The 14,204-nt window shown below is 67.1% G+C and carries 12 protein-coding genes; 3 read left to right on the top strand and 9 right to left on the bottom strand.

Annotation, left to right across the window (positions count from 1 at the left end; translation table 11 throughout):
* Positions 1 to 335: 335 nt before the first annotated feature.
* On the bottom strand, positions 336 to 1,112 hold the full coding sequence (locus tag BJQ90_RS00220; protein ID WP_226758305.1) for a hypothetical protein: 777 nt from the start codon (positions 1,110 to 1,112) through the stop codon (positions 336 to 338).
* Between the two features lie 173 nt (positions 1,113 to 1,285).
* Between BJQ90_RS00220 and BJQ90_RS00215 the strand changes: the two genes are divergently transcribed.
* A complete protein-coding gene (locus BJQ90_RS00215) occupies positions 1,286 to 1,966 on the top strand; it encodes an HD domain-containing protein (RefSeq protein WP_226758304.1) in 681 nt (226 codons plus the stop codon).
* A gap of 5 nt (positions 1,967 to 1,971) precedes the next feature.
* On the opposite strand, the gene BJQ90_RS00210 is transcribed toward BJQ90_RS00215, so the two are convergent.
* From BJQ90_RS00210 to BJQ90_RS00200, 3 genes are all read right to left on the bottom strand, one after another.
* Complete coding sequence (locus BJQ90_RS00210) at positions 1,972 to 3,480, bottom strand: acetyl-CoA carboxylase carboxyltransferase subunit alpha/beta (RefSeq protein WP_226758303.1); 1,509 nt, start codon at positions 3,478 to 3,480, stop codon at positions 1,972 to 1,974.
* A gap of 2 nt (positions 3,481 to 3,482) precedes the next feature.
* A complete protein-coding gene (locus BJQ90_RS00205) occupies positions 3,483 to 4,715 on the bottom strand; it encodes a CaiB/BaiF CoA transferase family protein (RefSeq protein WP_226758302.1) in 1,233 nt (410 codons plus the stop codon).
* A 69-nt stretch (positions 4,716 to 4,784) separates the two neighbouring features.
* Positions 4,785 to 6,179 carry an SLC13 family permease gene (locus BJQ90_RS00200; protein WP_226758301.1) on the bottom strand — a complete coding sequence of 465 codons (1,395 nt, stop codon included), beginning with the start codon at positions 6,177 to 6,179 and terminating at the stop codon, positions 4,785 to 4,787.
* 144 nt (positions 6,180 to 6,323) lie between these two features.
* Between BJQ90_RS00200 and BJQ90_RS00195 the strand changes: the two genes are divergently transcribed.
* Together BJQ90_RS00195 and BJQ90_RS00190 are read left to right on the top strand one after the other, a co-directional pair.
* Complete coding sequence (locus BJQ90_RS00195; RefSeq protein ID WP_226758300.1) at positions 6,324 to 7,025, top strand: FadR/GntR family transcriptional regulator; 702 nt, start codon at positions 6,324 to 6,326, stop codon at positions 7,023 to 7,025.
* 61 nt (positions 7,026 to 7,086) lie between these two features.
* Positions 7,087 to 9,498, top strand: a complete 2,412-nt coding sequence (locus BJQ90_RS00190) for an ATP-binding cassette domain-containing protein (RefSeq protein ID WP_226758299.1) — start codon at positions 7,087 to 7,089, stop codon at positions 9,496 to 9,498.
* A gap of 21 nt (positions 9,499 to 9,519) precedes the next feature.
* On the opposite strand, the gene BJQ90_RS00185 is transcribed toward BJQ90_RS00190, so the two are convergent.
* The 5 genes from BJQ90_RS00185 to BJQ90_RS00165 form a co-directional block, all read right to left on the bottom strand.
* Positions 9,520 to 10,302, bottom strand: a complete 783-nt coding sequence (locus BJQ90_RS00185) for an alpha/beta hydrolase (RefSeq protein WP_226758298.1) — start codon at positions 10,300 to 10,302, stop codon at positions 9,520 to 9,522.
* Between the two features lie 82 nt (positions 10,303 to 10,384).
* Complete coding sequence (locus BJQ90_RS00180) at positions 10,385 to 10,999, bottom strand: hypothetical protein (RefSeq protein ID WP_226758297.1); 615 nt, start codon at positions 10,997 to 10,999, stop codon at positions 10,385 to 10,387.
* 31 nt (positions 11,000 to 11,030) lie between these two features.
* Complete coding sequence (locus BJQ90_RS00175; protein WP_226758296.1) at positions 11,031 to 11,234, bottom strand: hypothetical protein; 204 nt, start codon at positions 11,232 to 11,234, stop codon at positions 11,031 to 11,033.
* 221 nt (positions 11,235 to 11,455) lie between these two features.
* Positions 11,456 to 12,202, bottom strand: a complete 747-nt coding sequence (locus BJQ90_RS00170; RefSeq protein ID WP_226758295.1) for a FadR/GntR family transcriptional regulator — start codon at positions 12,200 to 12,202, stop codon at positions 11,456 to 11,458.
* Positions 12,203 to 12,275: 73 nt separating this feature from the next.
* Positions 12,276 to 14,015, bottom strand: a complete 1,740-nt coding sequence (locus BJQ90_RS00165; RefSeq protein ID WP_226758294.1) for an L-lactate permease — start codon at positions 14,013 to 14,015, stop codon at positions 12,276 to 12,278.
* Positions 14,016 to 14,204: the final 189 nt, after the last annotated feature.

The following is a 14,204-nucleotide window of genomic DNA, read 5'->3' as shown; positions in this document are numbered from 1 at the left end:
AATCCAAGGATGACTCGCCAGATAGCTGACAAGATTCGCCAGATCGTTTGGCAATTCGCCAACTACGCTGTCAAGCGACATGCAAACCCTCTTGGGGCCTCTCCCCCGGCCCAAATCAAGAGCCGATAGTCGGCGTTACGTAAACCTGAAGTAATCCAATTGCAGAATCCGGGCCCGGAATCCGCGGTCCGGTGGGCAGCGGCCTCGACGGTCGTTCACCCCGGTCCAGAAGCTCGAGTTCCTGGCCACGTACGAGACTGCGGTCCGGTGGGCAAGGAGTGTCAAAGCCGCCCGCTACGGTACCCGCCGGGCCGTCGAAGTCTCGCTGTAGCCCCTTACATTCTTTGAGCGGCAGTTCCCGTCCCGGCTGCCCGTCCGGCCCGGGCCGTGCGGCGACGTCGTGCGCCTGCCACCCCGGCCGCCGCCACGGCAGCTCCGGCCAGTAGCGCCGCCGCACCTGGCACCGGATGCTGAGGAAGGATCCGCACGGCGACCCCGGCCAGCCCCCAGGTCACGGCGGCGGCATAGGCCAAGGAGACCGGCCGCAACCACGCCACCGCGGCGCCGACTCCGCCCGCGGCCAACAGCGCCGCCGTGCTCCAGCCTTCGGCGCCCGGGGCGCTGATGCCGGCCGCGAGGAGGGCCTCAGCGCCGCCTGCTACCGTCGCTACCGTGATCCAGCCACTGAACAGGCCCAGCGGGGCTCGCACCAGCCATCGGTCGCGCACCGAGGCGATCTCGGTTTGCTGGACCGGTTCCGCCCGGATGTAGCCTGTCACGGCAGCTGCAACGGTCACGGCGATCAAGGACAGCTCCAAGCCCGGCTTGTCCTGGGCCCACACCCAGAACCCGGACAGGCCGACCGCGCACGCCGTGGCCCACCCGGTGCGGCGCAGCACAGGATCCCGGCGCCGGGCCGGCAGCGCCTGGTAAACGGCGTGGCTGAAGAGGCCGGCATAGATGGGTGCCCAGATGCCGAAGGCAGAGTTGGCCGGCACCACCAGACTGGGGCCGGCCGCGGCGTCCCCGTAGTCCCCGGAAACCCCTACGATGAAGCCTCCGCCCACCGCCACGGCCACAGTGACTTGACGCACCACATCCCGATCAACCATCACTGACCTGCTCTCCTCTTGATCCTTTCCATCATGACTCCCGGCACGGCGACAGGGTAGACCCTGCTTCTCGGAGATTCCCTGGGCTGATGTCCCACGGCGTGGCCCCTCCCGGTTCCGCTGGGCGGAAGGTGGTGGTTGCCCGGCGCCGGTTTGGCGGGCACGCTGGCAGGATGACCAAACTGCAGCCCGAAGCCAACCATTCCGGCCTGGACGTCTCCGCGGGCATCGAGGCTGAGCCCGACGGTGTCGTCGTCCTGGACCCGGAACTGGCCGCCATCTGGAACCTTGCGGCACCGTTCTTGAAAGTCCGCGACAACGACGCCCACACGCTCTACGCCTTCGGGCTTGCCCGTGCCCTGCTCGATGCGCACCCGGAGGCGGACGCCGCCGTCGTCCTCCCCGCGATCATGCTGCACGACATCGGCTGGTCGCAGGTGCCACCGGCCGAGGTCCTGGCAGCGATTGCGCCGGGCGGCGGCCGGCCGGATCTGGTGCTGCTGCACGAAAAGGAAGGTGCCCGGCTCGCCGCCGGAATTCTCGCCGAGGCCGGGTACGACGCCGGGAAAGTGCCGCCCATCCTGGATATCATCGACGGCCACGACTCCCGCCGCGAGGCCCTCTCCATCGAGGACGCCATCGTCAAGGACGCGGACAAGACCTGGCGGCTCAGCCCGCACGGCATCGACACCGTGATGGACTGGTTCGGCCTGGACCGCGGCCAGGCCCTCCGCCTCTGCAGCCAGCGCGTCCACGGGCATCTGTTCACCGCAGAGGCCCAGGCCATGGCCCGGGCACTGTCCGCGCTGGAGTCGGTGACGCTGTGGCCGCAGCGGCAGGCGCTGCCTGGCTGAGGTCCCTACCCCGCGCCCAGCCGGTGATACTTCTCCAGCCTGCGCGTCAGCAGCTCCCCAATTCCCACCGAGGAAAGACTGGCCAGTTCGTACTCGATAGCCTCTCCCAGTCGCTGGCAAAACGCCCTGCCCTCGAGCGCGGCGTCGGAGCGTTCATCCACGATGTGGTCCACCAGCCCGTTGCCGTGCAGCGATGCGACGTTGACGCCCTGTGCCTCGGAAACGGCCGGAGCAAAATCGGGGGTCCGGTGCACGATGGCGCTGGCACCCTCCGGCGGGAGGGGCGACAACCACGCGTGCTGGGCCGCGATGGTGCGGTCCGCCGGCAACAAGGCCAGGGCGCCGCCGCCGGCACCCTGCCCGAGCAACACAGACACCGTTGGCGTGCGAAGCCCAATCAGCTCATGCAGGGACCGGGCAATCTCGCCGGCCAGCCCGCCTTCCTCCGCCTCCTTGGAGAGCGCGGCGCCACCGGTGTCGATGACGGTGAGCAACGGCAGCCCCAGCTCCTCGGCGAGCCGCATGCCACGCCGCGCCTCGCGCAGCGACGCCGGTCCCATCGCCGTCTGCTGCGACGGCCGGGGCCGGGTGTGCCCGATGACTACGCAGGACTTCTGGCCGAAGCGGGCCAGCGCCAGCTGCAGTCCGGGGTCCTTTTCGCCTTGGCCGGTGCCGTTCAACGGGAGCACATCGATGGCTCCGTGGGCGAGCAGTAGCCGCAGGTCCGGCCGCCGCGGGTTCCGGGAGATCTGAATCGATTCCCAGGCACCGGCATCGGACGGTTTCACGGCCAGGGTGGCCGGGGCGGTGACCTGCGGATTTGGGCGGGCGACCAGAATGTTGAGAGCGCGGTCGACGACGTCGGACAGTTGCTCCGGCGGGACCACGGCGTCCACGAGCCCCTTGTCGAAGAGGTTTTCGGCCACCTGGACATTTTCCGGGAACGGTATGCCGTGCAGGGCCTCGTAGACGCGGGGTCCAAGGAATCCGAGCAGCGCACCGGGCTCGGCCACAGTGACGTGGCCCAGGGAACCCCAGGAAGCCATCACACCCCCGGTGGTGGGATGCCGAAGATAGACAAGGTAGGGCAATCCGGCCTGGCGATGTGACCGGACGGCTGCGCTGATCTTGACCATGGACAGGAAGGCGATGGTGCCTTCCTGCATGCGAGTGCCGCCGGAGGCGGGTCCCGCCAGCAGCGGCAGCCCTTCCCGGGTGGCCCGTTCGACGGCGTTGACGATGCGTGCCGCCGCGGCGAGGCCGATTGAGCCGGCGAGGAAGCGGAACTCGCTGACGATGACGGCGACGCGGCGGCCGCGGATCAGCCCCTCTCCAGTGAGGACGGATTCGTCCACCCCGGTTTTCGCGCGGGCGGCCGCCAGTTCCTGCCGGTATTCCGGGCCGGCATGAGGGTGGCTCACCGCTTCGTCCCAGCTGCGGTACGATCCGGAATCGAGCACCGCGGTGATGAGTTCGGTGGCGTCCAGGTGCCGGACCTTCTGTTCCGCCAGCACGTTCAGCGCCCGTCCTTGGATTGGCCGGCTCCTGCGGCGGTCCCCAGTCCGAGCCACTGACGGATCTGCCCGCCATCCTGGTCCAACAACGGCGGTGCGGTATGCGCCTTCCGTGTGGTTTCGGCGGTATCGGCGGCGCTGAAGAACCGCAGCGGAGGCCCCGGCAGGCTCACGTTGCCGAGAATTTTGTGATCGACGTCGATGACGAGACCCTGTGAGTGGACCTGTTCCCATTCGTACACTTCGTCCAGGGATCTGACTTTGCCGGCCGGGATCCCGGCCTCGTTCAGTTTGGCGAGCAGCGGCTCGGCCTCGAACTCGGAGAACACCCGCTCCACTTCTTCAAGGACTTTCTCGTGGTTCCGCACCCGATCCGCATTGGTGGCGAACTCCGGCCGCGTCCCGTCGATCCCGAATGTGGCAACGAACTTGCTCCAGAGCTTCTCGCTGCCGACGCTGATCTGTACCCGGCCGCGCCGGCAGTGGAACAGGCCGTACGGGGAAATGGACGGATGGTGGTTGCCCTGGGCCTTGGGGACCTCGCCGGCGACCGTGGCCCTGGTGCCCTGGAACGCATGGACCCCGATAATCGCCGCGAGCAAGGACGTTCGGACGATCTGGCCCTGCCCGGTCCGTTCGCGCTGCAGCAAGGCCGCCAGCGTGCCGAACGCCCCGTACATGCCGGACAGGAGGTCGGCGATCGGCACGCCCACCCGCTGCGGATCGTCCGGCCCGGATCCTGTCAGGGACATCAGCCCGGCCTCCCCCTGCAGGATCTGGTCGTAGCCGCTGCGCTGGGATTCCGGCCCGTCGTGCCCGAAGCCGGTGATCGACAGGACCACCAGCGCCGGATTCAGCGCATGCATCTCCGCGGCGGAGAACCCGAGCCGGTCAAGGACGCCGGGGCGGAAGTTCTCGATGACGACGTCCGCGCGTTCCAGCAGCCCGCGCAGAACCTGGCGCCCATCGTCGCTCTTCAGGTCCAGGGCGATGGATTCCTTGTTGCGGTTGCAGGACAGGAAATACGTGGCTTGGGGATCGTCGTCGGGACCGACGAACGGGGGCCCCCAGCCGCGGGTATCGTCACCGGTGCCGGGATTTTCGACCTTGATCACCCGCGCACCCAGATCGGCCAGCATCATCCCGGCGTGCGGGCCCGCGAGGGCGCGGCTCAGGTCCACCACAAGGTACCCCGTGAGGGGCCCTTCGGTGTGCCGTGTGGATTCAGTGCTCATCGTGATTTTCCTTCTTTGCTTATCTCGCGGCTGCAGGGTCGGTGATGCCAGGGGTGTGCTTTTTGGCGGCTACATCCAGCCCGGGACGACCATGACAAGCCAGGCGATTCCCGGTCCCGCCACGACGACGATGCCGCTGTAGGCGAGGATCTGCTTGTAGAAGCGTTCCTTGTCCACGCCTTCGGGCGCGTTGGCCAGCACCAGGGCGCCGTTGGTGGAGAACGGGGACACGTCCACGATTGTGGAGGCTACGGCCAGGGCTGCGATCACGCCGACGGCGCCGATCTCCCCAGTGGCCAGGAACGGCACCGCCAGCGGAATGAGGGCCGCAAGGATGGCGGTGGAGGAAGCGAAGGCGGAGACGATGCCGCCGATGTAGCAGATCAGCAGGGCAGCCAGGAGGGGCATGCCGAGATTCGCCACACCGCTGGACACGAACTTGATGGTGCCGGCCTCTTCCAGGACGCCGACGAAGGTGAGCATGCCGCAGATGAGCAGAACCGTGGACCAGCTGATCTTGTTGACTGCGCCCTTCTGCGCGGCAGGGGAGACGAGGGCCAGGACGATGGCGATGGTGATGGAAACGAAGCCGACGTCCACTTTGAAGCCCAGGGAGATGACGGCGAGGGCGATCAGACCAGCGATAGTGACGAGCTGGGGCACGGAGGCGCGGGCACCTTCGACGGGTGTGCCGCTGGCCGGTGTTTCCTTGGAGACCTCCGAGGTGCCTTTCGACGAGACGCCGGCCGGGGAAATGTCGGACCCTGAGCCCTGCAGCGTCACGCCGGCCGCGCGGGCGCCCACACTGACGGACATCCGCTTTTCGGCGGCCTGTTCCACCAGGCGCCCGGCCGGGGTGGACAGCGTCTTGTTGCGGCCCAGGACGAGGAACAGGACCAGCGCGATCGCGAGATTGAAGACGAAGCTGGCCAGGAAGATCGCCATGGGGTTGGCGTCCAGTTCCGTCTTGGCAATGATGCCGTTGACCGTGACGCCGTAGACCGCGATGGGGGAGAATCCGCCGGCCTGGGCCCCGTGGATCACCATCATGCCCATCATGAGCGGATTGAGCTTGTGTTTGGCCGCGAAGCTCAACGCGATCGGCGCGATGATGGCGACGGCGGCCGGGGAGAGTGCGCCTACTGAGGTAATCAGGGCGGTGATGGCGAACATGACCCAGGGTATGAGGACCACTTTGCTGCCCACCAGCCGGACGGCGCCCCGGACCAGGAGGTCGATGGTGCCGTTGTTCTGCGCGATCGCAAACAGATACGTGACCCCGACGATGGTGAGGAAGAGCCCTCCGGGGAAGTTGGCGAGGATGTCGTTGGTGGACATCCCCAGCACGACGGAGCCCAGCAGGAATGCACCCACGAAGGCCAGGGCGCCCATGTTGAGGGGCAGCACGGTGGCCAGCAGGAACATCACCACCAGGATGATGATGGACAGGACGGGAGCGGACATCTTTGTTCCTCCGGTTGGAAGTTGTAAGGGAACTGATGGGTTTTAAGGGGACTGGCTTAGTGGCCTAGCCTCCTAGACACTAGGTGTCTTTGTCAATAGTTCTTCGGTAGTCTTAGATCCGAGGACCTCACCGGAAGGGGGCGCATGGCAAAGCAGGCAGCAACGGACAAGATTTCCCGCGTTTCGCGGCCCCGGCTGTACGAACAACTTGTGGAACAGATCATGGACTTCATCGAGGCCGCCGAACTGGGCCCGGGGGACACGCTGCCGGCTGAACGGGAGCTTGCGGAGCGGTTGGGTGTTTCGCGGGCCACACTTGCCCAGGCCCTCGTGGCGCTGGAGGTGCTCGGAGTCATCGACGTCCAGCACGGCACAGGTGCAGTCCTGGTCTACCGCCCCAATGTTCCGTCCGTGATCAAAGGCCTCCGCGAGCACCGCAGCCGGCTGCCCGAGATCGTCGAGGCGCGAAGCACGCTCGAGGTCAAGCTGGCCGAGCTCGCCGCGGCCCGGCGCACCGGGGGCGACATGAAGGCGATCGACCACGCACTCGATGCCATGGCCGAGGAAGTTGCCTCAGGCGCCCGGGGTGCCCGGGGCGACGAGCTGTTTCACCAGGCCGTGACCGCCGCCGCGCATTCGGGCGTGCTGGCCCAGCTGATGACCTTCATCGCCGGAATGATCCTGGAAACGCGTCTGGAATCACTGGGGCAGCCCGGCCGGCCGGAGGAGTCGCTGGCTTCGCACCGCAAGATCGCCGATGCGATCAGGGCCAAGGATGCCCCGGGCGCAGCGGCCGCAATGCTGGAGCACATTGTCCTGGTCTCCGATGTTGCACTGTTGAAATAGGCGCTCATAAGGACCTCGCAAGGCCGCCTGCGCCGCCTGATCCGCTGCTAGCATGACCGTCATGGGCATCACCCCGGCGATCGCAGCCAGTACCAGCACAGACGGCTCCGTACCCGGCTCCGTGCCCGTTGCCGACACGCACGATCTGATCCGGGTGGTGGGCGCGCGCGAGAACAACCTCAAGGGCGTCAGCCTCGAGATCCCGAAGCGCCGGCTGACGGTGTTCACCGGTGTCTCCGGCTCGGGGAAGAGCTCCCTCGTGTTCGCCACCATCGCCGCGGAATCGCAGCGGATGATCAACGAAACCTACAGCGCCTTTGTGCAGGGCTTCATGCCCAATCTGGCAAGGCCCGACGTCGACTTCCTGGAGGGGCTGACGACGGCGATCATCGTCGACCAGGAGCGGATGGGCGCGAACCCCCGCTCCACCGTGGGCACGGCCACCGACGCCAACGCCATGCTTCGGATCCTCTTCAGCCGGCTGGGCTCCCCGCATGTGGGACCCCCCACGGCGTTCTCCTTCAACGTCCCGACGCGGAAAGCGAGCGGGGTGATGAGTACCGAGAAGAGCGGCCGGGTGGAGAAAAGCGTCGTCCAAAACGCCGTCTACCTGGGCGGCATGTGTCCGCGGTGCGAGGGCATGGGCTCGGTCTCCGACTTCGACCTCACAGCGCTCTACGACGACAGCAAGTCCCTCAGCGAGGGTGCCCTGACGATTCCCGGCTACAGCATGGACGGCTGGTACGGCCGCATCTTCAGCGGCGCCGGCTTCGACATGGACAAGCCGATCGCCAAGTACACCAAAAAGGAAATGAACGATCTGCTCTACAAGGAGCCGACCAAGATCAAGGTCGAGGGCATCAATCTCACCTATGAGGGCTTGATCCCGAAGATCCAGAAATCCATGCTCTCCAAGGATGTCGACGCTATGCAGCCCCACATCCGGGCCTTCGTCGACCGCGCCATCACGTTTCAAGCCTGCCCCGAGTGCAACGGCACGCGGCTCAGCCCGGAAGCCCGATCCTCGAAAATCCAGGGCAAGAACATCGCCGAATTGTGCCAGATGCAGATCAGCGACCTGGCCATCTGGGTCCGGGACCTGGACGAGCCATCCGTCGCGCCGCTCCTCAAAGGCCTGCGGCACCTGCTCGAGTCGTTCGCCGAAATCGGGCTGGGCTACCTCTCGCTGGACCGGCCGGCGGGCACCCTGTCCGGGGGAGAGGCGCAGCGGACCAAGATGATCCGGCACCTTGGCTCATCCCTGACGGACGTCACCTACGTCTTCGACGAGCCGACGATCGGCCTGCACCCGCACGACATCGAGCGGATGAACCAGCTGCTGCTGCAGCTGCGGGACAAGGGCAACACGGTGCTCGTCGTCGAGCACAAGCCGGAGACCATCGTCATCGCCGACCACGTCGTTGACCTCGGTCCCGGCGCAGGCACCGAGGGCGGCAACGTCTGCTTCGAAGGAAGCGTGGAGGACCTGCGGGTCAGTGACACCATCACCGGCCGCCACTTCGACGACCGGGCCACGGTCAAGGAGACGGTGCGGACGCCGTCGGGCGCGCTCGAGGTGCGCGGCGCGTCGACAAACAACCTCCGGGACGTCGACGTCGACATCCCGCTCGGCGTGCTTTGCGTGCTCACGGGCGTGGCCGGGTCCGGCAAGAGCTCGCTGATCCAGGGCTCGGTGGCCGGCCGCGACGGTGTTGTGCTGATCGACCAGGGCGCCATCAAGGGCTCGCGACGCAGCAACCCTGCGACGTACACGGGCCTTCTCGAGCCGATCCGAAAGGCGTTTGCCAAGGCGAACGGCGTGAAGCCGGCGCTGTTCAGCTCCAACTCAGAAGGCGCCTGCCCCACATGCAACGGCGCGGGCGTCATCTTCACCGAACTCGGAGTAATGGCCACCGTCGAGTCGACGTGCGAGGACTGCGAGGGCAGGAGGTTCCTGGCGTCAGTCCTGGAATACAAGCTGGCAGGCCGCAACATCTCCGAAGTGCTGGCAATGTCGATGACCGAAGCCGAGGGATTCTTTGGCGACGGGGAGGCGCGCACGCCGGCGGCGCACAAGATCCTTGACCGGCTCGTGGACGTCGGGCTCGGCTACCTCACCCTCGGCCAGCCGCTCACCACACTGTCCGGCGGCGAACGTCAGCGCGTCAAGCTTGCCACCCAGATGGCAGAGAAGGGTGACGTCTACGTCCTCGACGAACCCACCACCGGCCTGCACCTTGCCGATGTCCGGAACCTGCTGGGCCTGCTCGACCGGCTCGTCGACGCCGGCAAGTCAGTCGTCGTCATCGAGCACCACCAAGCCGTCATGGCGCACGCCGACTGGATCATCGACCTCGGCCCCGGCGCCGGCCACGACGGCGGCCGGATCGTTTTCGAGGGTTCCCCCGCGGACCTCGTCGCGGGCCGCTCCACCCTCACCGGGGAGCACCTGGCGGCCTACGTCGGCAGCTGACCGGGGCACCCGGCGATTGCATCACGCCAGGGTCCGGCCCAGGAACCCTACGACGTCCGGGAGGATGGAGCGCCAGTACCCGCCGTCGTGGCCGCCCGGATGGAAGCCTCCCTCGTGTTCACCTGGAAGGTCCTTCACGTAGTCCTGCACGCTGAAGAGCAGGTTGTCGGCTGTGCCGCAGTCGATTCTTTTCGGCAGTGACTCCAGCTCCGGGCGCAGGGCAAAGACGTCGTTGGCCGCGAAGTCCGCGGCGCTGTCAAAGTTATCGGACCGGCCGGCGTCGTACTGGCTCCAGACTGCCGGGCTCATCGCGGCCACGGCGCGGAGACCGGGAAGGCGGTGCTGCGCGGCGAGGAGCAGCGCGCCGAACCCGCCCATCGACAACCCGAAAACGGCGACCCTGCCGGTGTCGACTCCCTGGCCGGCCAGCAGGGGGAGGAACTCGTCGACCAGCATGGACTGTGTATCTGTGCCTGACGCGCGGCGGTGCCACCAGGTTTCGCCTCCGTCAACGGCAGCGATCGCGAAAGGCGTCCCTCCGCGCGATATGTGCTGTGCCAAGACCTGAGCCGCATCCAGATCCTCGAAAACCATGCGGTGGTCCGCGTCCGTGCCATGCAGGAAGAGCGCCACGGGCAGGGGGCCGGGCGAGGCCCCGCCAGCGGATTCCGGCACGGCGATGGACCAGCCTGTCGGTTCCTGCGGCCGGAACCGTGAGGTGAAGTTGCCGGTGCGCATGGCGACGGGTGGTGCGTGGCCGGAGGAGGTCGCGCCGGTGCATCCCGCGACCGACGCGGCTGCCACGGCCCCGGCTCCGAGCCCCAGCAGGCTGCGTCGGGAAAGCCCCGGTGATCCCGCGACCCCGCTCATTGGCCCGACACGCCCCTCACCAGAATTTCTGCACGCCGGAGGCGGCGTCCCGGAGTTGGGCGCCGTCAAGGACAATGGAGCACTCCTCCAGGCCGAAGTCCTTCCACTGCGCCACCAGGCGGAGTTCCCCCGCCGGCGGCAGCGGCCAGAGCCAGAGTGTTCCCGAGCCGGAGAACCCATCGTCGCCGCCGCTCCCGCCGCCGTTTCTCAGCAGGAGGACCGGCGAAGGGGGCTCCTCCGTGCCCTCGAAGAACCCGTGGGGGTGGGCGCCGGTGCTGGACCTTGAACCGTCCGGGAAAGCCGCGCCGAACAGGAGCATCGAACCCGCGCCGGAGCCCCTGCGGGGGCCGGGTCCGGGCCGGAAAAACACTTCGTTGAGGTCCGCCCACTCCTCGTCGGTCCGTTCGCCCCGACGGATGGTCCAGGACACATCGAACGTACAACCCGTGGAAAACACCGCCGCGCTCTTGACGGCCACCACCATGGTCGGGCTCAGGTGCAGGAACTGGCCGATGTGTACGACGGCCGGGAGCTCGTACTCCGGGGCGCCGGCCCAGACCGGCGGCACGTACTTCACTGCCCGTCCGCGCGGAGGGGTGGGGGGCACCGGGAAATCCTGGAAGAAGGTCATGGGTGATCCTTTCGTCGGTGGGTGCGCGCGGTCACTGCGGCCGGCCGGAGAGCTGGAGGGTGATGGGCTGTGTTGTCAGGGGCCCGCCGCATTCCTCCGAGCCGCCGACCCTCGTCCATTCCAGCCGGGATTGCTGCTGGGCGAGCAGGTTTCCGTCGTTGGCGAGCACCCGGGTTGTCACTTCGTGCGGCAATGGGCCGCGGACGGTAAACAGCCAGGCATTGGATGCCAGCAACCATAAACACCACGGCAGAGCGAAAGATCCCCCACTTCGACCTCATCGCGCCAGTCTAGACAGATTCCCGGCTCGCCGCTGGGCCATGTGGCCAAGGTTGGACGCCAGCTACAAGTCCTCCGGCGGCATGGGCAGGAGCGGGGACCGGGTCTTTGAGCAGTTATCGGACGTTTCTCGGCAAGTAAGTGCTTCGGCCGGGGCCCGGTTTTCTCAGGCCTGTTTCAGGGCGAGGCCTGGGCGGCTGTCGCTTCCTGCGCCTGCCGGTAGAACCACTCAATGTGCTCGCGCAGAAGGCGGGCGGCCAGCTCCCCGTCGTGGGCCTGGACGGCATCGAAGATGCCGTGGTGCTGGGTCCGCAGCACGGACAGAACCTCCGGCCACGCGTCCATCGCATCCATCGCCCCCTTGACGTAGCCGACGATGGAGCCGCTGAGGGATTCCATCATGGTGGCCACCACAGCGTTGCCGGCGAGTGAGCTCAGCGCCACGTGGAACCGCGCATCGAGTTCGTGGAAGGTGTCGCGGTCCATTTCCGGGTCGTCCATGGCCTGCAGCAACCGGGCTGCCTGCTCCAGGTCCTCATCTCCGCCGGTCCGGTCCGCACCGGCCCGGGCCGTCCAGGTCTCGAGCAGGATGCGGGTCTGGACGATGTCCGCGACCGGAAGGCGGCTGCTGGCCACATGCAGCCGCAGGGCAGATGACAATCCCGCGGACGGGTCGGAAATTACAATCGCCCCGGACGTGGGGCCGGATCCGACCGAACTGCGCAGCACGCCCATGGCGTCAAGGACCCGGATGGCCTCCCGCACGGACGCCCGGGAAATTCCGTACGTCTCCGCCAGTGTGCGTTCACCTGGAAGCCGGTCCCCGACCTTGATCTTGCCCGAGCGCAGGTCCGCTTCGATGTCCTTCAGGAGTGCGTCATGGGTTCGACGGCGGGGGGTTGCTCCTGCTTCAGCGGTGGTCACGGGTGTTTCCTTCGGGGCGGGGGAATGCGGGCGGGAGACCCGCCCGCACTCCCCGTTGCGGGAGGGCCGGAGGCTAAGGCAGCATCCAGCTTAGGACGGGGGTGGACTGCAGGTAGGACAGGGTGCAGAGCACCAGCAGCAGAGCCACGCTCCACCCGACTACTTTACGCAGGATCACCGACTCCTGGCCTTCAAGGTTTACTGCGGACGCTGCGATCGCGAGGTTCTGCGGGCTGATGAGCTTGCCAACCACGCCGCCGGAGGTGTTTCCGGCCACCAGAAGGTTCGGGTCGATTCCGGCCTTCAGCCCGGCGGTCTGCTGAAGCTTGGCGAACAGCGCGTTGGCGGAGGTGTCCGAGCCGGTGACGGCGGTGCCGATCCAGCCCAGGACGGGGGAGAGGAATGCGAAGAAGGTGCCGGTGCCGGCCAGCCAGGTGCCGATTGAGACCGTCTGTCCGGAAAAGTTCATCACGTAGGCCAGGGCGAGGACGGTAATGATGGTCAGACCTGCCCAGCGCATGCGGAAAATGGTGCGCCCGATTTCCATCACGGCGTCGCCGACCGTGACGCGGAAGCGGCCGCCGTCGTCGTACTTCGAATACACAAAGGCGACGATCAGTCCGGTGATCAGCAGCAGTGTGCCGGGGGTGGAGAGCCACTGGAAGGAATAGATGGTGGAGGAAACGGGTTTGCCCGCGGCGTCAACCAGGGCGTCGTGCAGGATGGACCAGGGGATTTTGACGTCGGTCGAGGCGAGGAGCGCCGGGACATCGACGCCCAGTTTCCACAGCTTCGCGATGCCGAAGACGACGATCACGAGGAAGTAGGGGAACAGGGCGAGCCACGTGCGCGTCGGCGTCAAACCGCCGGCGGGCCTTTCCGTGACGGCCACGGCCGCTGCCCTGCGTGAGCCTCCGGCGGGCGTGGGGGCCGCGTTCTGCGCTGCGGCGGCGGAAGCTACGCCGAGACGCTCGCGTGCAGCGATGCTGCCCTTCGGTGTCCAGACGCGGAAGAACAGCACTGCCACGCCCAGGCCAGTGAGGGAGGCAATGATGTCGGTGAGCTCATAGGAGAAGTAGTTGGAGCACAGGAACTGTGCGATGGCGAAGGAGAAACCGACGACGAGCGCGGCGGGCCAGCAGTCCTTCAGGCCCCTGCGGCCGTCGAGGATGAAGAGCAGGATCAGCGGCACGAACGTCGCCAGCAGCGGTGCCTGGCGGCCCACGATGGAGGCAATGTCCGTGGCGTGCAGTCCGGTGAGGCCGGCGGCGGTGGTGATCGGGATGGCCATTGCGCCGAACGCCACCGGGGCGGTGTTTGCCACCAGTACGGCGGCGGCGGCGCGCAGTGGCGGCAGTCCCAGGGCGAGGAGCATGGTGGCGGTGATGGCGACCGGTGCGCCGAACCCGGCCAGCGCCTCGAGCAGGCCGCCGAAGCAGAACGCGATCAGCAGCGCCTGCAGGCGCACGTCGCCGCCGCCGATTACGTCGAACACGCGGCGGAGGTCTTCGAAGCGTCCGCTGAGCACTGTGACCTGGTAGAGCCAGACGGCCATGATGACGATCCACAGCACGGGGAACGCGCCAAAGACCCCTCCCTGCGTTGCGGAGAGGATCGCCAGGCCCGGCGGCATGTGGAAGGCAACAATGCCGACCACGAGGGCAGCCAGCAGCGCGAAGGCCCCTGCCACGTGCGCCCTGGTCTTGACGACGGCGAGCAGGATGAAAAAGGTAAGCAGCGGCAGCAGGGCCACGATGGCCGACCAGGCCACGCTGTTAAGCACCGGGTCGGTGCTGGGGGTGAAGTGGTCCACGGAGTTCCTCCACGTTGAGAGACGGCTGGTCTATGGTCAGACCACTGTGGTCGGACCAAGAGAGTGTAGCGCACATCCCACCGCGAATGTGAGCGGGTTCACGTCCGTTCCTTGGGGTTGAAAGTGGCGGGGATCACGTGCTGTACTATGGTCTGACCACACGTTCCTAGGCTCCTCGAAAGGGCTGTC

Origin of the sequence: Arthrobacter sp. SO3 (assembly GCF_020532825.1) — a bacterium.
In the GTDB taxonomy this organism is placed as follows: Bacteria; Actinomycetota; Actinomycetes; order Actinomycetales; family Micrococcaceae; genus Arthrobacter.
This window is presented reverse-complemented; position numbering and strand designations above follow the sequence as displayed.

What these genes read in the sequence shown, in the direction of transcription:
- BJQ90_RS00215 (WP_226758304.1), top strand. Translation starts at nt 1,286, where the DNA reads ATGACCAAACTGCAGCCCGAAGCCAACCATTCCGGCCTGGACGTCTCC.
- BJQ90_RS00190 (WP_226758299.1), top strand. Translation starts at nt 7,087, where the DNA reads ATGGGCATCACCCCGGCGATCGCAGCCAGTACCAGCACAGACGGCTCC.
- BJQ90_RS00205 (WP_226758302.1), bottom strand. Translation starts at nt 4,715, where the DNA reads ATGAGCACTGAATCCACACGGCACACCGAAGGGCCCCTCACGGGGTAC.
- BJQ90_RS00200 (WP_226758301.1), bottom strand. Translation starts at nt 6,179, where the DNA reads ATGTCCGCTCCCGTCCTGTCCATCATCATCCTGGTGGTGATGTTCCTG.
- BJQ90_RS00220 (WP_226758305.1), bottom strand. Translation starts at nt 1,112, where the DNA reads ATGGTTGATCGGGATGTGGTGCGTCAAGTCACTGTGGCCGTGGCGGTG.
- BJQ90_RS00195 (WP_226758300.1), top strand. Translation starts at nt 6,324, where the DNA reads ATGGCAAAGCAGGCAGCAACGGACAAGATTTCCCGCGTTTCGCGGCCC.
- BJQ90_RS00180 (WP_226758297.1), bottom strand. Translation starts at nt 10,999, where the DNA reads ATGACCTTCTTCCAGGATTTCCCGGTGCCCCCCACCCCTCCGCGCGGA.